At 60.9% G+C, this 15417-nt stretch carries 19 protein-coding genes; 9 read left to right on the top strand and 10 right to left on the bottom strand.

What is annotated here, in order from left to right; genetic code table 11:
• Positions 1 to 56: 56 nt before the first annotated feature.
• From ftsY to rpoH, 4 genes are all read left to right on the top strand, one after another.
• Positions 57 to 1493, top strand: a complete 1437-nt coding sequence (gene ftsY, locus A7D21_RS18135) for a signal recognition particle-docking protein FtsY (protein ID WP_053258490.1) — start codon at positions 57 to 59, stop codon at positions 1491 to 1493.
• Positions 1490 to 2161 (top strand): cell division ATP-binding protein FtsE, encoded by a 672-nt coding sequence (gene ftsE, locus A7D21_RS18130; protein ID WP_003213784.1) that lies wholly within the window; start codon positions 1490 to 1492, stop codon positions 2159 to 2161. The genes ftsY and ftsE overlap by 4 nt, the downstream gene beginning before the upstream one ends.
• Positions 2158 to 3180: a permease-like cell division protein FtsX gene (gene ftsX, locus A7D21_RS18125; RefSeq protein WP_053258489.1), complete on the top strand. Its 1023-nt coding sequence runs from the start codon at positions 2158 to 2160 to the stop codon at positions 3178 to 3180. The genes ftsE and ftsX overlap by 4 nt, the downstream gene beginning before the upstream one ends.
• A gap of 129 nt (positions 3181 to 3309) precedes the next feature.
• Positions 3310 to 4164 carry an RNA polymerase sigma factor RpoH gene (rpoH, locus tag A7D21_RS18120; RefSeq protein ID WP_003176698.1) on the top strand — a complete coding sequence of 285 codons (855 nt, stop codon included), beginning with the start codon at positions 3310 to 3312 and terminating at the stop codon, positions 4162 to 4164.
• Positions 4165 to 4359: 195 nt separating this feature from the next.
• On the opposite strand, the gene mtgA is transcribed toward rpoH, so the two are convergent.
• Entirely contained in the window at positions 4360 to 5082 is a 723-nt protein-coding gene (mtgA, locus tag A7D21_RS18115) for a monofunctional biosynthetic peptidoglycan transglycosylase (protein WP_069552293.1), read from the bottom strand.
• A gap of 74 nt (positions 5083 to 5156) precedes the next feature.
• Between mtgA and A7D21_RS18110 the strand changes: the two genes are divergently transcribed.
• The 4 genes from A7D21_RS18110 (at position 5157) to trmB (ending at position 7401) form a co-directional block, all read left to right on the top strand.
• Positions 5157 to 5534: a DUF423 domain-containing protein gene (locus tag A7D21_RS18110; protein ID WP_053258487.1), complete on the top strand. Its 378-nt coding sequence runs from the start codon at positions 5157 to 5159 to the stop codon at positions 5532 to 5534.
• A 71-nt stretch (positions 5535 to 5605) separates the two neighbouring features.
• Positions 5606 to 5806 carry a sulfur carrier protein ThiS gene (thiS, locus tag A7D21_RS18105; protein ID WP_053258809.1) on the top strand — a complete coding sequence of 67 codons (201 nt, stop codon included), beginning with the start codon at positions 5606 to 5608 and terminating at the stop codon, positions 5804 to 5806.
• A 65-nt stretch (positions 5807 to 5871) separates the two neighbouring features.
• On the top strand, positions 5872 to 6666 hold the full coding sequence (locus A7D21_RS18100) for a thiazole synthase (protein ID WP_069552292.1): 795 nt from the start codon (positions 5872 to 5874) through the stop codon (positions 6664 to 6666).
• Positions 6667 to 6675: 9 nt separating this feature from the next.
• On the top strand, positions 6676 to 7401 hold the full coding sequence (gene trmB / locus A7D21_RS18095) for a tRNA (guanosine(46)-N7)-methyltransferase TrmB (RefSeq protein WP_016976030.1): 726 nt from the start codon (positions 6676 to 6678) through the stop codon (positions 7399 to 7401).
• 145 nt (positions 7402 to 7546) lie between these two features.
• Here trmB and A7D21_RS18090 read toward each other — a convergent pair whose 3' ends face one another.
• The 9 genes from A7D21_RS18090 to A7D21_RS18050 all read right to left on the bottom strand — a co-directional run bounded on the left by A7D21_RS18090 (position 7547) and on the right by A7D21_RS18050 (position 14260).
• On the bottom strand, positions 7547 to 7870 hold the full coding sequence (locus A7D21_RS18090) for a DUF3392 domain-containing protein (protein WP_017139459.1): 324 nt from the start codon (positions 7868 to 7870) through the stop codon (positions 7547 to 7549).
• A 17-nt stretch (positions 7871 to 7887) separates the two neighbouring features.
• Positions 7888 to 9090, bottom strand: coding sequence for a radical SAM family heme chaperone HemW (gene hemW / locus A7D21_RS18085; RefSeq protein WP_069552291.1), 1203 nt, complete (start codon positions 9088 to 9090; stop codon positions 7888 to 7890).
• Positions 9087 to 9683, bottom strand: coding sequence for an RdgB/HAM1 family non-canonical purine NTP pyrophosphatase (gene rdgB, locus A7D21_RS18080; RefSeq protein WP_053258484.1), 597 nt, complete (start codon positions 9681 to 9683; stop codon positions 9087 to 9089). Before rdgB ends, hemW begins: the two co-directional genes overlap by 4 nt.
• Positions 9680 to 10114 (bottom strand): DUF4426 domain-containing protein, encoded by a 435-nt coding sequence (locus A7D21_RS18075; protein WP_053258483.1) that lies wholly within the window; start codon positions 10112 to 10114, stop codon positions 9680 to 9682. The genes rdgB and A7D21_RS18075 overlap by 4 nt, the downstream gene beginning before the upstream one ends.
• Positions 10115 to 10135: 21 nt before the next feature.
• Positions 10136 to 10756 carry a methionine biosynthesis protein MetW gene (gene metW / locus A7D21_RS18070; protein ID WP_003213768.1) on the bottom strand — a complete coding sequence of 207 codons (621 nt, stop codon included), beginning with the start codon at positions 10754 to 10756 and terminating at the stop codon, positions 10136 to 10138.
• Between the two features lie 7 nt (positions 10757 to 10763).
• Positions 10764 to 11903 (bottom strand): homoserine O-acetyltransferase, encoded by a 1140-nt coding sequence (locus A7D21_RS18065; RefSeq protein WP_069552290.1) that lies wholly within the window; start codon positions 11901 to 11903, stop codon positions 10764 to 10766.
• Between the two features lie 191 nt (positions 11904 to 12094).
• Positions 12095 to 12682 carry a YggT family protein gene (locus A7D21_RS18060; protein WP_053258481.1) on the bottom strand — a complete coding sequence of 196 codons (588 nt, stop codon included), beginning with the start codon at positions 12680 to 12682 and terminating at the stop codon, positions 12095 to 12097.
• Between the two features lie 39 nt (positions 12683 to 12721).
• On the bottom strand, positions 12722 to 13540 hold the full coding sequence (gene proC / locus A7D21_RS18055; protein ID WP_069552289.1) for a pyrroline-5-carboxylate reductase: 819 nt from the start codon (positions 13538 to 13540) through the stop codon (positions 12722 to 12724).
• 24 nt (positions 13541 to 13564) lie between these two features.
• The gene (locus A7D21_RS18050) at positions 13565 to 14260 is read right to left on the bottom strand and encodes a YggS family pyridoxal phosphate-dependent enzyme (protein ID WP_069552288.1); all 696 of its coding nucleotides are present in this window, start codon (positions 14258 to 14260) and stop codon (positions 13565 to 13567) included.
• Positions 14261 to 14317: 57 nt separating this feature from the next.
• Here A7D21_RS18050 and A7D21_RS18045 point away from each other — a divergent pair, with 57 nt between their 5' ends.
• Positions 14318 to 15352: a type IV pilus twitching motility protein PilT gene (locus A7D21_RS18045; RefSeq protein ID WP_053258478.1), complete on the top strand. Its 1035-nt coding sequence runs from the start codon at positions 14318 to 14320 to the stop codon at positions 15350 to 15352.
• The last annotated feature ends 65 nt before the right edge of the window (positions 15353 to 15417 follow it).

Genomic DNA, 15417 nt, shown 5'->3' with positions numbered 1-15417 from the left:
CGAATTTATTTACCGAGGCGCCCTGGCGCATCGCTACTTTGAGATAGCCGTCCTCCATGTTTGGTTCCAACGACGACAAGAAGAGCCCAGCTGCGGCTGGCGAGAAAAAAGGCCTGTTCGGATGGCTGCGCAAAAAGCCGCAGGAAACCGTCGTCGAACAGTCACAGGTTCAACCTGAGCCTATCCCAGAGCCTGTATTAGAAGCCGAACCGGTCGCTGAAACCCCGGCGCCGGTAGTGTTGCCGATGGCTGAGCCCGTATTGCAGCCAGCGGCACAGGTTGAGCCAGCGCCAGAGCCAGAGCCAGAGCACAAGCCGTGGCTGGAACTGCCGGTGGCCGAAGAGCCTGTGGCGCTGGTTGAAGACGTGCAGGCTGAGCACGTGACGCCGCCGATTCCGGTCGTGGTTGAGCCGGTGGCGGTTGTGGTCGAAGCGCCGCCATTGATCGAAGCGCCTGCGCCGGTGGTTGTGGAGCCCGCGCCGGCACCTGTGGTGGTTGCCGCGCCTGCCGTTATCGAGCCGCCGGTCGCACCGGAGCCGGTCGTCGTGCCTGCTGAAACCAGTAAGACCGGTTTCTTCGCCCGCCTCAAGCAAGGCCTGAGCAAGACCAGCGCCAGCATTGGCGAAGGCATGGCCAGCCTGTTCCTGGGCAAGAAGGTTATTGATGATGAGCTGCTGGAAGACATCGAAACCCGCCTGCTGACCGCCGACGTGGGCGTCGAAGCCACTGCGGTGATCATCCAGAGCCTGACCCAGAAGGTCGCGCGCAAGCAGTTGACCGACGCCGATGCGCTCTATAAATCCCTGCAGGCCGAGCTGGCCGCGATGCTCAAACCTGTGGAAGCGCCACTGGTCATCACCCCGAAGAAGCCGTTCGTAATTCTGGTGGTCGGCGTCAACGGTGCCGGCAAAACCACCACCATCGGCAAGCTGGCCAAGAAGCTGCAGTCGGAAGGCAAGAAGGTCATGCTTGCCGCCGGCGACACCTTCCGCGCTGCTGCCGTGGAGCAGCTGCAAGTCTGGGGTGAGCGCAACAAGATTCCAGTCATCGCCCAGCACACCGGCGCCGACTCCGCCTCGGTGATTTTCGATGCGGTGCAGGCTGCCAAGGCCCGCAATATTGATGTGTTGATCGCCGATACCGCCGGTCGCCTGCACACCAAGGACAATTTGATGGAAGAGCTGAAGAAAGTGCGCCGTGTCATCGGCAAGCTCGACGGCGAAGCGCCACACGAAGTGTTGCTGGTGCTCGATGCCGGCACAGGCCAGAACGCCATCAGCCAGGCCAAACAATTCAACCAGACGGTGCAACTGACCGGCCTGGCATTGACTAAGCTCGACGGCACGGCCAAGGGCGGCGTGATCTTCGCCCTGGCTAAACAGTTCGGCTTGCCGATTCGTTATATCGGCGTCGGTGAAGGCATCGATGACCTGCGCACCTTTGAAGCCGAACCCTTTGTACAGGCACTTTTCGCCGAGCGGGAGCGTCCATGATTCGATTCGAACAGGTCGGTAAACGCTACGCCAACGGGCATGTGGGCTTGCATGAGCTGAGCTTTCGAGTGCGTCGCGGCGAGTTCTTGTTTGTGACCGGCCACTCGGGTGCCGGCAAAAGTACATTGTTACGCCTGTTGCTGGCGATGGAGCGTCCTACTACCGGCAAGTTGCTGCTGGCGGGCCAGGACCTGGCCACCATCAGCAATGCGCAGATTCCTTTCCTGCGCCGTCAGATTGGTGTGGTGTTCCAGAACCATCAGTTGCTGTTTGATCGTACGGTGTTCAACAACATTGCCTTGCCGTTGCAGATCCTCGGGCTGTCCAAGGCTGAGATCGTCAAGCGCGTGGATTCGGCACTGGAGCGTGTGGCGCTGTCGGACAAGACCGACCTGTACCCGGGCGACCTGTCCACCGGCCAGCAACAACGCGTCGGTATCGCCCGCGCCATTGTCCACCGCCCGGCCTTGCTGCTGGCGGACGAACCCACCGGTAACCTCGACCCGCGCCTGGCGGCCGAGATCATGGGCGTGTTCGAAGACATCAACCGTCTGGGTACCAGTGTGCTGATCGCCAGTCACGACCTGGCCCTGATCGCCCGTATGCGCCACCGCATGCTCACTCTGCAACGTGGCCGCCTGATCGGTGACGGGGAGGCCGGCGTATGAGTGCGACACGCAGCCCTAAAGTTTCCGAGCGCGTGGCGCCCAAAGCCGCCGACCCGCAACCGCAGAAGAAAAAACGCGACGATGACGATGGCCCGGATTTCGGCACGCTGCTGCGCGCCTGGATCGAAAGCCATCGCGCCAGCCTGCTCGACAGCCTGCGCCGCCTGGGCAAACAGCCGATTGGCAGCTTTTTCACCTGCCTGGTGATGGCTGTGGCCCTGAGCCTGCCGATGGGGTTGTCGCTGCTGCTTAATAACGTCGAGCGTCTGGGCGGGTCCTGGCAGCGCGCGGCGCAGATTTCGCTGTACTTGAACCTCGACGCCAGTACCAAGGAAGGCGAGAGTTTGCGCGATGACATCAAGCACCTGCCGGGTGTTGCGGATGCCGAGTACATCAGCCGCGACCAGGCCCTTGAGGAGTTCCAGCAGCAATCCGGCCTGGGCGAGGCGCTCAAAGAATTGCCGCAGAACCCGCTGCCAGGCGTGGTGCTGGTAACGCCGAATGAAGTCGACAAGCCGGCCCTTGAAGCCCTGCGGCAAAAACTCGCAGAGATGCCCAAGGTGCAACAGGCACAACTTGATCTAGTCTGGGTGGAGCGCCTGGCCGCGATCCTCAAGCTGGGCGACCGCTTTGTGTTTGGCCTGACGGTGTTGTTGGTGTCTGCATTACTTTTGGTGATAGGTAATACCATTCGTCTTCATATTGAAAACCGTCGCACCGAGATAGAAGTGATTAAACTGGTCGGCGGCACAGACAGCTATGTGCGTCGTCCATTTCTGTACATGGGCGCGCTTTATGGCTTTGGTGCGGGGATTTTGTCCTGGGGCGTGCTGGCGTTTGGCCTTGATTGGCTGAACGACGCGGTAGTCGGGCTTGCCGGCTTGTATGGCAGCGATTTCGCCTTGGCTGGCGTGCCGGTCGCCGATGGGCTGTCACTCTTGCTTGGCGCGGTATTGTTGGGGTATATCGGTGCGTGGATTGCAGTCGCTCGTCATTTACGTGAGCTGGCGCCGAAGTAGTTAATGTCAGATTAATGTGGTTTCGTTTGTATTGACCGTATTGGTGGTTTAGGGAACTTGTCCTACGGTTCCCGGTCAATTTTCGCAGTGCTGAACTGCACGAGTTATGTGAGTCGGAGGTTTTTTCGTATGACCACTTCTTTGCAACCTGCTTATGCTTTGGTCCCGGGTGCGAACCTGGAGGCCTATGTGCACACGGTCAACAGCATTCCATTGCTGACACCGGAGCAGGAGCGTGAACTGGCCGAGAGTCTCTACTATGAGCAGGATTTGGGGGCGGCTCGGCAGATGGTGCTCGCCCACCTGCGTTTTGTCGTACACATCGCCCGTAGCTATAGCGGCTACGGTCTGGCCCAGGCTGACCTGATTCAGGAAGGCAACGTCGGCCTGATGAAGGCTGTAAAGCGCTTCAACCCGGAAATGGGTGTGCGCCTGGTGTCGTTTGCTGTGCACTGGATCAAGGCGGAAATCCACGAGTTCATCCTGCGCAACTGGCGGATCGTGAAAGTCGCGACCACCAAGGCTCAGCGCAAACTGTTCTTCAACCTGCGCAGCCAGAAGAAACGCCTGGCGTGGCTGAACAACGAAGAAGTCCACCGCGTGGCCGAAAGCCTCGGTGTGGAGCCGCGTGAAGTGCGCGAGATGGAAAGCCGCCTGACCGGCCATGACATGGCCTTCGACCCAGCCGCCGAAGCGGATGACGACAGCGCATTTCAATCGCCGGCCAACTACCTGGAAGACCACCGGTACGACCCGGCGCGTCAACTGGAAGACGCCGACTGGAGCGACAACTCCAACCACAACCTGCACGAAGCGCTGGAAGTGTTGGACGACCGCAGCCGTGACATCCTCTACCAGCGTTGGCTGGCGGAAGAAAAAGCCACGCTGCACGACCTGGCACAGAAGTACAACGTGTCGGCCGAGCGCATTCGTCAGCTTGAGAAAAGCGCGATGAACAAGCTGAAGTTGTCGATCGCCGCTTAAAACGCTGCGATAAGACAAAAAAATGCCCCGATCGAAAGATAGGGGCATTTTTGTTTGCAGTCGAAAATCTCAAGCTCAACTCGGTCCACTGTGGGAGCTGGCTTGCCTGCGATGAGGCAGTATCAGCTAACACATGGGTAGTTTGACCCACCGCTATCGCAGGCAAGCCAGCTCCCACATGGGTAGTGCAGTGTGTCAGTCGGACCACGGGGCTTTGCGGGAGTTATTCAATTCCACCAAGTAACCATCCCCACCCAACTGGCTCATCTGCTGGCGAATCCACGCTGCGCGCCGCGCCACATAGGCCGTTGGATGGCTGGCGCTCCACACTCGAGGGTTGGGCAGCACCGCCGCCAGATAACTGGCCTGCTGGCGGGAAAGCGCCTTCGCGCTCACTCCAAAATGGTGCCGCGCCGCAGCTTCCGCGCCAAACACGCCTTCATCCCATTCCACGCTGTTGAGGTACACCTCAAGAATCCGCTGCTTGGGCCATAACACCTCGATCAATCCGGTAAACCAGGCCTCCAGGCCTTTGCGCACATAACTGCGGCCGGTCCACAGAAACAGGTTTTTCGACACTTGCTGGCTCAAGGTACTGGCGCCGCGAATCGAACCGCCGCGCTCGTTGTGCGCCAGTGCCGCCTGAATCGCGCCAAAGTCAAAACCCCAATGCTGGGGAAAACGCTGATCTTCGCCGGCCATCACCGCCACCTTAAGGTCGTCGGAGATTTCATCCCACGCCACCCACGTGCGTTGCAGGTCAATCGGTTCGCCGTCGACCCAGGACTCGACCTTGCGCTCTATCATCAGCGCGGTGAACGGTGGCGGGACGACACGAAACAGCAGCACCAGCAGCACACTGCCGATGGCGAACCATTTCACGACTTTGAGAAAACGTTTGAAGAGGAGACGCAGCATAGAGATGGCTTGGCCGAACCCGTTGAGCGGGCCATTATACAGACACCGCCCTTTGAGTCTGACTGGAGTTCCTCATGCTGCGTAGCTTTCTGATGCTGGCTGCCTTTTTCGGCTTTACCGGTGTCGCCCTCGGTGCCTTTGCTGCCCACGGCCTGAAAAACCGCCTGAGCGCCGAATACCTGGCGATCTTCCACACCGGCGTGACCTACCAACTGGTACATGCCCTGGCGTTGTTCGGCGTCGCATTGCTGGCAGCGCATATTCCGGGCCGACTGGTCAGCTGGGCGGGCATCTCCTTTGCCGTGGGTATCCTGCTGTTCTCCGGCAGCTTGTATGCGCTGACCCTGACCGGCATCAGCAAGCTTGGCATCATCACCCCGTTCGGTGGGCTGGCGTTCCTGTTGGGCTGGTTCTTCCTCGGCTTGACCGCGTGGCGCCTGCAGGTCATCTGACCGAGGGGCTTGGGCCAGCAATGCCAATCGGGCTAGAATGCTGGCCCCTAAAAACGATGGCGGCCCGTGGCATGCGCATTCAGTTGAACGGCGAATCCTTTGAACTGCCCGACGGTGAAACCGTTGCGGCCCTGCTGACCCGTCTGGACTTGACCGGGCGTCGCGTCGCAGTGGAGCTCAACCTGGATATCGTCCCGCGTAGCCAGCACGCCGACACCGCGCTCACCGAAGGCGACCAGGTCGAAGTGGTTCACGCCATCGGCGGCGGTTAGCCGTTCGGCGCTCAACGGCGCCATCCCGAATTCTGCAGAACCTCACCCCATTTCGAGGATTTCCCATGAGCATCGTTCGTAGCGACAAGCCCTTCGTCCTGGCCGGTCGTACCTACCAGTCCCGTTTGCTGGTCGGCACCGGCAAGTACCGCGACATGGAAGAAACCCGCCTGGCCATCGAAGCCTCGGGTGCAGAGATCGTCACCTTTGCCGTGCGCCGCACCAACCTTGGCCAGATCGAAGGGGAGCCGAACCTGCTCCAAGTGCTGTCGCCGGATCGCTACACTTTCCTGCCGAACACTGCCGGTTGCTACGACGCCATCGAAGCCGTGCGCACCTGCCGCCTGGCCCGTGAGCTGCTCGACGGCCACAACCTGGTGAAGCTGGAAGTGCTGGCCGACCAGAAAACCCTGTTCCCCAACGTAATCGAAACCCTCAAGGCCGCCGAAACGCTGGTCAAGGAAGGCTTTGACGTCATGGTCTACACCAGTGATGACCCGATTATTGCCCGTCAATTGGCGGAAATCGGCTGCATCGCGGTGATGCCGCTGGCCGGTCTGATCGGTTCCGGGTTGGGTATCTGCAACCCGTACAACCTGCAGATCATCCTCGAAGAAGCCAAGATCCCTGTGCTGGTGGACGCGGGCGTGGGCACTGCCTCCGACGCCACCATCGCCATGGAGCTGGGCTGCGATGCGGTGCTGATGAACTCGGCTATCGCCCATGCCCAGCAGCCGGTCATGATGGCCCGAGCCATGCAACACGCAATCGTCGCCGGTCGCCTGGCCTATCTCGCCGGGCGCATGCCGAAAAAACTTTACGCCAGCGCTTCCTCGCCGCTGGATGGTCTGATCAAGTAAGAGCCATTGATGACTGAATCAAACGAAACGCCGAACACCGTGGAAGAAGGCGACGAGTCCAAGCACCGCCGCATCAAGAGTTTTGTGATGCGCGCCGGTCGCATGACCGAAGGCCAGCAAAAGGGCCTGGAACAAGGTACGCCGCTGTTCGTACTGCCATTGGCTGATGCGCCGGTGGACTACGACCAGGTATTCGGTCGTTCGGCCCCACGCTCCCTGGAAATCGGCTTCGGCATGGGCCACTCCCTGCTGGAAATGGCCGCAGCCGCGCCGGAACAGGACTTCATCGGTGTCGAAGTACACCGCCCGGGTGTCGGCGCGCTGCTTAACGGCGTGCTGACCCAAGGCCTGACCAACCTGCGGGTCTACGACTGCGACGCGATCGAAGTGCTCAACCGCTGCATCGCCGACAACAGCCTCGACCGCCTGATGCTGTTTTTCCCGGACCCGTGGCACAAGTCCCGCCACCACAAGCGTCGCATCGTCCAGGCTTCGTTTGCCGAACTGGTACGCAGCAAGCTGAAAGTGGGCGGCATCCTGCACATGGCCACCGACTGGGAACCGTACGCGGAATACATGCTGGAAGTGATGGACGTAGCGCCTGGCTATCGCAACCTGGCCGAAGACGGCAAATGCGTGCCACGCCCGGCCGAGCGCCCGATCACCAAGTTCGAACGCCGCGGCGAGCGTCTGGGGCATGGGGTTTGGGATTTGAAGTTCGAGAAGGTCGACTGACACGTCATTAGCGTGGAATGCAGTCAAAAATGTGGGAGGGGGCTTGCTCCCGATAGCGGTGGATCAGTCCTCTTGATGTCGACTGACACTCAGCTATCGGGAGCAAGCCCCCTCGCGCATTTGCATCTGTGTGTTGGGTTTGGGGTCAGCGGCGGTCTGCCACAACGCCAATCAACACCAGCACCACCACCAACACCGGCGCCAGGCTGTAGTTATTGAACTGGCTCAGCCCGCGCACTATCCACGGTGTGGCATACAGCAATGCCGCGCCGCTGCCGATCATGCACACCAACGCCATCAACGGTACGCGCAGCGCACCCGCGATGCTGCCCAGGCGGCCTTCGATCCAGCCTTTGATATCAGCGCCAAACAGCACCAGCAAACAGCCGACAAGAGCCAGGGAGATTTCCGAGAGGTTGCTGCGGCTCCAGCGGGATACGGTGGCGAGCAGGTCGAGTACCAAATCCATTCGATTTCCTTAGAGCGTCAGCTCAAAAACTTCTGCAACAGGTCATTGAGAAAGAGTTGCCCGCGGTCAGTCGCCGCCAGGCGTGACGGTTCGACCTGCATTAAGCCACTTTGTTCTGCCTCACGGCGGCCTTCGTCGAGGCTGGCCAAGTCGAGGCCGGTGCGCTCGGCGTACAGCCTGGATTCAACGCCTTCGGTGAGCCGCAACGCGTTCATCAGGAATTCGAACGGCAGTTCTTCATTGGTCAGTTCTTTCGCGCCAGCCTGGAAGCTTTTGGCCGGGTTCAGGTAGTCCTTCGGCGCTCGGGTCTTCCAGGTGCGCACGATGCGCCCGTCCGGATGGCTGAGCTTGCCGTGGGCGCCTGCGCCGATGCCGATAAAGTCGCCGAAGCTCCAGTAATTCAGGTTATGCCGCGCCGGGCGCCCTGGTTGGGCATACGCCGACACTTCATATTGCGCGTAACCGTGCTCGGCCAGCAGCGCCTGGCCAGCTTCCTGAATGTCCCACAGCGTGTCGTCTTCCGGCAGCGCGGGTGGCTGGTTCCAGAACACGGTGTTGGGCTCCAGCGTCAGCTGATACCAGGACAAGTGCGTTGGCTTCAGTGCGATGGCCTGGCGCAAGTCGCTCAGCGCATCGTCCAGGGATTGGTCGGGCAGCCCGTGCATCAGGTCCAGGTTGAAGTTATCGAACCCGGCCTGGCGTGCCATGCCGGCGGCGCGTACGGCTTCATCGCCATTGTGGATGCGGCCCAGGGCCTCAAGTTTTTCCTGCTGAAAGCTCTGGATACCGATGGACAGGCGATTGATCCCCAGCTTGCGGTACGCCACGAACTTCTCTTGCTCGAAGGTCCCGGGGTTGGCTTCCAGGGTGATTTCGATATCGCCGGCAAACGCAATGCGCGCTTCCACGCCTGTGAGCAGGCGACCCAGGGCCGCGGCGCTGAACAGGCTTGGCGTACCGCCGCCGAAGAAGATCGAACTCAGTTCGCGGCCGTAAACCGCCTGCAGGTCTTGATCAAGGTCGGCCAGCAGCGCGTCCACGTACTCTTCTTCCGGCAGCACGTTGCTGGCGGTGTGGGAGTTGAAGTCGCAATACGGGCATTTGCGCACGCACCACGGGATGTGGATGTACAGCGCCAGGGGCGGCAGCACCGGCAAGGCCGCCCGAGGTGTTTGCGCGCCGCCGTGGATCAGCGGCTGCGCAGAGGTGTTCTGGGTCATTTCAGGCTCAAGCGTTGGCGCAGCAAATCCATTGCGCGGGCGCGGTGGCTGATCTGGTTCTTGTCGGCCGGGCTCAGTTCGGCGCTGGAGACATTGCGCTCCGGCACCCAGAACAGCGGGTCATAGCCAAACCCATGCTCACCACTGGCGGCATGCAGGATGCGCCCGTGCCACAGGCCTTCGCAGAGGATCGGCAGCGGGTCATCGGCATGCCGCACCAGCGCCAGCACACACACGAACTGCGCGCCACGCATCGCGTCCGGCACCTCCTTGAGGGCGTCCAGCAGCTTGGCGTTGTTGGCCGCATCGCCCTTGCCGTCGGCATAGCGCGCCGAGTAGATGCCGGGGGCGCCGCCGAGGTAATCCACCGCCAGGCCCGAGTCATCGGCCAAGGCTGGCAGCCCGGAGATACGCGCGGCATTGCGTGCCTTGAGGATCGCGTTCTCGACAAACGACAGGCCGGTTTCTTCCGGCTCGACCTGGCTGAACTCGCCAATCGAGCGCAGTTGCACGGACTCACCGAGCATGGCCTGGAGTTCTTTGAGTTTGCCTGCGTTATGGCTGGCGAGTACCAGTTGGGTAAGGTTCATCATGGCGCCGGGAACAGTTCCTGGTTGAAACTGAAACCGTGAGCCTTGCCGCCGGTTTCAACATTGATGGTGAAAATCTTGGTTTCCTGCTGTGGCACCGGGTATTGGGCGATGTAGTTGGTGCTGCCGTTCTCGGTGACCTTCTTGAACGTCAGCATCTCGCTTTTGCCGCCGAGGTCCTTGACCGTGCCGGTGACGGTGGCATCGATCGGCGTCACGCCCTTTTGCACGAACACGTTGATCATGCCGACCTTTTTGTCGCGTACCACTTCCAGTTGCTGGGCCTGTTCCGGCTGCAGGAAGGTGGATGTGAAGGTGTTGTAACGCACGGTGATATCACCAAATTCCTTCAGGCGGTTGCTGTCGATAGCGTCGGCTGCCATGGCACTGGTGCCCAGGCAGGCGGTGAGTAGAAAAATAGCCAAACGACTCATGTTCGTCCTCCTTGAAAATGGTTAGACGGCGATTTGATGGTCTGTCAGGCCAGGGCTGCTGACTCGGTAGATACCGATTTCGCCCAACAGATTGGGCCATAGCTTACTCGCCCAGCCGTGGCGGTGCTGTTGATCGACGGCAAGGCGGTTGATCACCTTGGCTTCACGCTCGCCGCACAAGGCTTCGAAGTCTTCGAATGTGCAGAAGTGGATGTTTGGGGTGTTGTACCACGTGTACGGCAGGAAGTCCGACACCGGCATCCGGCCCTTGGTGGCCAGGTACCACCGGCAGCGCCAATGGCCGAAGTTGGGGAAGGTGATGATGCACTGGCGGCCTACACGCAGCATTTCGTCGAGGATACGGTCCGGGTAGTGCACCGCTTGCAGCGCCTGAGTCATCACCACAATGTCGAAGCTGTTGCTGGCAAAGTTGCCCAGGCCCTTGTCCAGGTCCTGCTCGATCACGTTGATGCCCTTGGCCACGCACTGGGCGATGTTGTCCGGGTCGTTTTCCAGGCCATAGCCGGTGACTTGCTTGTTGTCGCGCAGCCAGCTCAGCAGTTCGCCATCGCCGCAGCCAAGGTCGAGCACGCGGCTGCCGGCGGGGATCCAGTCTTGGATGATTTCCAGGTCGGCTCTCATGGCGTTCTCACAGTGCTATTCGGTTCATGTAGTTGCTGAAGGCCTGCAGGTAACGCGGGATCGGAATCAGGAAGGCGTCGTGGCCTTGCGGTGCATCGATCTCCAGGTAGCAGACGTCTTTGCGGGCGGCCATCAAGGCATCCACCAACTCCCGGGAGCGGGCCGGCGAGAAGCGCCAGTCGGTGGTAAACGACATCACGCAGAACTTGGCCGTGGCGCCCTCGAAGGTTTTCGCCAGGTCGTCGTCATGGTTCGCGGCCGGGTCGAAGTAATCCAAGGCCTTGGTCATCAGCAGGTAGGTGTTGGCGTCGAAACGCCCCGAGAACTCCTCGCCCTGATAACGCAGGTAGCTTTCCACCTGGAACTCGACGCTGTGGAAATCGTAGTTGAGCTTCTCGCTCTTGAGCCCACGGCCGAATTTTTCGCCCATGGAGTCATCGGAAAGATACGTGATGTGCCCGACCATCCGCGCCAGCATCAAGCCGCGCTTGGGAATCACGCCTGCTTCCTGGAACGAACCCCCGTGGAACTCGGGGTCGGTGAGGATGGCTTGGCGCGCCACTTCGTTGAACGCGATGTTCTGCGCCGACAGTTTTGGCGCCGAGGCGATTGCCAGGCAATGGCGCACGCGATCCGGGTAGGTGATGGTCCACTGCAACGCCTGCATGCCGCCCAGGCTGCCGCCGATCACCGCGGCCCATTGTTTGATGCCCAGCCGGTCGGCGAGGCGGGCCTGGCTGTGTACCCAGTCTTCCACGGTCAGTACCGGGAAGTCCGCGCCGAAGGGCTTGCCGGTTTCCGGGTTGAGGCTGCTCGGGCCGGTGGAGCCGTTGCAGCCGCCGAGGTTGTTGAGGCTGACCACAAAGAACTTGTTGGTGTCGATGGGCTTGCCGGGGCCGATGCAGCTGTCCCACCAGCCGGGCTTGCGCTCGTCGGTACTGTGGAAACCGGCGGCGTGATGGTGGCCGGACAGGGCGTGGCAGATCAGCACGGCGTTGCTCGCCGTGGCATTCAACTGGCCGTAGGTTTCGTAGATCAGGTCATAGGCCGGCAGCGAACGGCCACAGGCCAAGGCCAGCGGTTCGCTGAAGTGCGCCAATTGGGGCACGACCAGTCCAACAGAATCGGGGGGGAAGGCAGCTGGCATCGACCCTGCTCTCGTTTAAATGAGGCGTAAGTCTAAAGACCGCTGCACCTAGCGGCAAGCAAAGGCCTGCACCCGTACAAAGATACAAATGTGGGAGGGGGCTTGCTGCCGATGACGGCGTGGCAGTCGACATCTGTTTGACTGACCCACCGCTATCGGGAGCAAGCCCCCTCGCAGATTTTTTAGCGCACTCAGATCAGGCCAAACAGTTCTTTTGGCATGAACGCGTAGTAGGCCAGGCGCGGAATCACCCAGCTTTGCAGCAGCTGGATCGCGATGAACGCGAAGATCGGCGAGATATCCAGGCCACCCAGGTTAGGTATCAACCGACGGAACGGTGCCAGCACGGGCTCGGTAATCTGGGCAACCAGCTCAGCACCTGGGCTGCGGCTGCCGGGTGCGACCCACGACAGAATCACGCTGATGATCATCGACCAGAAGATGATCTTCAAAAACAGCGAGAAGATCCCGATCAGGCCCCATGGCAACAGCAGCACGGTGAAGGCTTGGTAGCCGTTGAGCATCAGGATCACCACAAACAGCAAAATCTGCAGCAACAGCGCCAGCACCAGCGACGACATGTCCAGGCCGAACAGGCTCGGGATCACTCGGCGCAGGGGCTTGAGCAGCGGTTGAGTGGCCTTCACCACGAACTGGCACAGCGGGTTGTAGAAGTTCGCCCGCACCAGTTGCAGGATAAAACGCATCAGCACGATCAGCAGGTACAGGCTGCCCAAGGTCTGGATGATGAAAATGGCAGCGTCATTGATTCCGAGCATGTTTGTTTCCTGTCTAATCCAGTTGCGAGTAGGGGACGACTATTTACCCAGCTGCTCGGCCATTTCAGCCGAACGATGTGCTGCAGCACCCAGTGCTTTTTCCACCAGGGCTTCAAAACCTCCGGCCTGGAACGATTCGATGGCCGCTTGCGTGGTGCCGCCCGGGGACGTCACGCGGCGGCGCAGCTCGGCCGCATCCACCTCGCTGGCGACGGCCATCTTCGCCGCGCCCAGCGCGGTTTGCTCGGCCAGTTGCTCCGCGACTTCATGTGGCAAGCCCAGTTTCACGCCAGCGGCGGTCATGGCCTCGATCAACAGGAAGAAGTAGGCCGGGCCGCTGCCGGAGACGGCGGTTACCGCATCCAGTTGGTGTTCCTGTTCCAGCCACAGGGCAATGCCCACTGCAGACAGCAGCTCTTGAGCCTGGTCACGTTGTTGGGCGCTCACTTGGGATGTGGCGTACAGGCCGCTCACGCCTTGGCGCAGCAGCGCCGGGGTGTTGGGCATGCAGCGCACGATTGGCTGGGCACCGAGCCAGTGGTTCATGCTGGCGCAGGTGATGCCGGCGGCAATCGATACCACCAGTTGATGCGGTTGCAGGCTCGGGCGCAGGCTTTCGCACACGGCTTTCATGGCTTGCGGTTTCACTGCCAGCACGATCACGTCAACGCCCTGAATGGCTTCGGCGTTGTCGGCAAAGGTTTCGATCCCGTGCTCGGCGCTGACGCGCGCACGCGTGTCGGCGCCCGGGTCGCTGGCGCGGATGTGCTGGGCTTGCAGGCCTTTGGCCCGCAAGCCACCGATCAGGCTGGCCGCCATGTTACCGGCGCCGATAAAGGCAATACGCGTGTTGCTCATGACAGGTCCTTATTCAGAGGAAAGTCAGCCATTTGATGGCTGGCCGTAGTCGCGGGCGCCAAACAGAGCGGTACCGATCCGCACCCAGGTGGCGCCTTGGGCGATGGCCGACTCAAGGTCGTGGCTCATGCCCATGGAAAGTGTGTCCAGGCCCAGGTTCAGGCTCGCCTGCAGGTCGCGTACTGTCGCGAAGGCTGCATCCTGCTCGGCGCGGTCTTCAGTCGGTTCGGGGATCGCCATCAAGCCACGCAGCTTCAGGCGCGGCAGGGCGCTGATCGCTGCGGCCAGGGCCGGCAGGTCGGCGGGTGTACAGCCGGACTTGCTGGCTTCGCCACTGACGTTGACCTGGATGCAGATGTTCAGCGGCGGCAGGTCGGCCGGGCGTTGTTCAGACAGGCGTTGCGCGATTTTCAGGCGGTCCACGGAATGCACCCAAGCAAAGTTCTCGGCGATCGCACGAGTCTTGTTCGATTGAATGGGGCCGATGAAGTGCCAACTCAAGGGCAGGTCGTTTAATTCGGCCTGTTTGCCCAGGGCTTCCTGCAGGTAGTTTTCGCCAAAATCGCACATCCCGGCCGCATAGGCTTCGCGTACCGCTTGCGCGGGTTTGGTCTTGCTCACGGCCAGCAAGTGGATGCTGCTTTCGTCACGTTGCACGGCGTGGGCCGCGGCGCGGATCCGCTCGCTAACCAGGCCAATGTTGTCTGCTATCGTCGACATTCAAGATGCACCCGTGGATATGGAGTCCGCGGCATTCTACTGGAAATGGAAAGCCTTATGGATATCACTGAATTGCTGACGGCCAGCGTGCGTCGTGGCGCCTCTGACCTGCATTTGTCGGCTGGCGTGGCGCCGATGCTGCGTGTGGATGGCGAGGTCTGGCCCCTGGACGGCCCGGCGCTGTCGCCCCCGCAAGTGGCGGATTTATTGAGCCCTTTGCTCAACCAGTACCAAGAAAAGGATTTCGAAACATCTCTTGAAACGGATTTTGCCTTCGAGCTGCCGGGCGTGGCGCGGTTCCGGGCGAATGTGTTCCAGCAGGCGCGCGGCATGGGCGCGGTGTTTCGCACCATTGCGACCGAGGTGCAAAGCCTGGAAAGCCTCGGGCTGGGAGAAGTGTTCCAACGGATCACCCGGTTTCCGCGCGGCCTGGTGTTGGTGACCGGGCCAACCGGGTCCGGCAAGTCCACGACGCTGGCAGCGATGATCGACCATCTTAATCAGCACCGGCGCCAGCACATTCTTACGCTGGAAGACCCCATCGAATTTATCCACAGGCCGAAAATGGCCTTGATCAACCAGCGGCAGGTACAACGCGATACACACAGTTTTTCCACGGCGCTGCGTTCGGCGCTACGGGAAGACCCGGATGTCATTCTGGTGGGGGAGTTGCGTGACCTGGAAACCATACGGCTGGCGTTGACGGCAGCTGAGACCGGGCACCTGGTGTTTGGCACCGTGCACACCACGTCGGCGGCAAAGACCGTGGACAGGCTGGTGGATGTGTTCCCGGCCGGGGAAAAGGCCATGGTTCGCACGATGCTGTCGGAGTCGTTGCAGGCGGTGGTGTCCCAGGTGCTGGTCAAGAAGATCGGCGGCGGGCGGGTGGCGGCTCACGAGATCATGCTGGGCACGCCGGCCATCCGTAACTTGATCCGTGAAGACAAGGTGGCGCAAATGGTCTCCGCGATACAGACCGGTGGGGCGTTGGGCATGAAAACGTTGGATATGAGCTTGAAGGCGTTGGTCAATGAGGGGTTGATCAGCCGGGAGGAAGCGCGGGGGCAGGCGCGGGTGCCGGGGGATATCTGAGGTCTTGTGTGCCATGAAAATCAACTGTGGGAGCGGGCTTGCTCGCGAAGGCGGTAGATCAGTCA

Source organism: Pseudomonas sp. AP19 (assembly GCF_001728855.1).
Lineage (GTDB): Bacteria > Pseudomonadota > Gammaproteobacteria > Pseudomonadales > Pseudomonadaceae > Aquipseudomonas > Aquipseudomonas fluorescens.
This window is presented reverse-complemented; position numbering and strand designations above follow the sequence as displayed.

What these genes read in the sequence shown, in the direction of transcription:
- rpoH (WP_003176698.1), top strand. Translation starts at nt 3,310, where the DNA reads ATGACCACTTCTTTGCAACCTGCTTATGCTTTGGTCCCGGGTGCGAAC.
- metW (WP_003213768.1), bottom strand. Translation starts at nt 10,756, where the DNA reads ATGAGAGCCGACCTGGAAATCATCCAAGACTGGATCCCCGCCGGCAGC.
- thiS (WP_053258809.1), top strand. Translation starts at nt 5,606, where the DNA reads ATGCGCATTCAGTTGAACGGCGAATCCTTTGAACTGCCCGACGGTGAA.
- rdgB (WP_053258484.1), bottom strand. Translation starts at nt 9,683, where the DNA reads ATGATGAACCTTACCCAACTGGTACTCGCCAGCCATAACGCAGGCAAA.
- ftsX (WP_053258489.1), top strand. Translation starts at nt 2,158, where the DNA reads ATGAGTGCGACACGCAGCCCTAAAGTTTCCGAGCGCGTGGCGCCCAAA.
- hemW (WP_069552291.1), bottom strand. Translation starts at nt 9,090, where the DNA reads ATGACCCAGAACACCTCTGCGCAGCCGCTGATCCACGGCGGCGCGCAA.
- A7D21_RS18090 (WP_017139459.1), bottom strand. Translation starts at nt 7,870, where the DNA reads ATGGATTTGGTACTCGACCTGCTCGCCACCGTATCCCGCTGGAGCCGC.
- A7D21_RS18060 (WP_053258481.1), bottom strand. Translation starts at nt 12,682, where the DNA reads ATGCTCGGAATCAATGACGCTGCCATTTTCATCATCCAGACCTTGGGC.
- A7D21_RS18065 (WP_069552290.1), bottom strand. Translation starts at nt 11,903, where the DNA reads ATGCCAGCTGCCTTCCCCCCCGATTCTGTTGGACTGGTCGTGCCCCAA.
- ftsY (WP_053258490.1), top strand. Translation starts at nt 57, where the DNA reads ATGTTTGGTTCCAACGACGACAAGAAGAGCCCAGCTGCGGCTGGCGAG.
- trmB (WP_016976030.1), top strand. Translation starts at nt 6,676, where the DNA reads ATGACTGAATCAAACGAAACGCCGAACACCGTGGAAGAAGGCGACGAG.
- A7D21_RS18075 (WP_053258483.1), bottom strand. Translation starts at nt 10,114, where the DNA reads ATGAGTCGTTTGGCTATTTTTCTACTCACCGCCTGCCTGGGCACCAGT.
- mtgA (WP_069552293.1), bottom strand. Translation starts at nt 5,082, where the DNA reads ATGCTGCGTCTCCTCTTCAAACGTTTTCTCAAAGTCGTGAAATGGTTC.
- A7D21_RS18110 (WP_053258487.1), top strand. Translation starts at nt 5,157, where the DNA reads ATGCTGCGTAGCTTTCTGATGCTGGCTGCCTTTTTCGGCTTTACCGGT.
- ftsE (WP_003213784.1), top strand. Translation starts at nt 1,490, where the DNA reads ATGATTCGATTCGAACAGGTCGGTAAACGCTACGCCAACGGGCATGTG.
- proC (WP_069552289.1), bottom strand. Translation starts at nt 13,540, where the DNA reads ATGAGCAACACGCGTATTGCCTTTATCGGCGCCGGTAACATGGCGGCC.
- A7D21_RS18045 (WP_053258478.1), top strand. Translation starts at nt 14,318, where the DNA reads ATGGATATCACTGAATTGCTGACGGCCAGCGTGCGTCGTGGCGCCTCT.
- A7D21_RS18050 (WP_069552288.1), bottom strand. Translation starts at nt 14,260, where the DNA reads ATGTCGACGATAGCAGACAACATTGGCCTGGTTAGCGAGCGGATCCGC.
- A7D21_RS18100 (WP_069552292.1), top strand. Translation starts at nt 5,872, where the DNA reads ATGAGCATCGTTCGTAGCGACAAGCCCTTCGTCCTGGCCGGTCGTACC.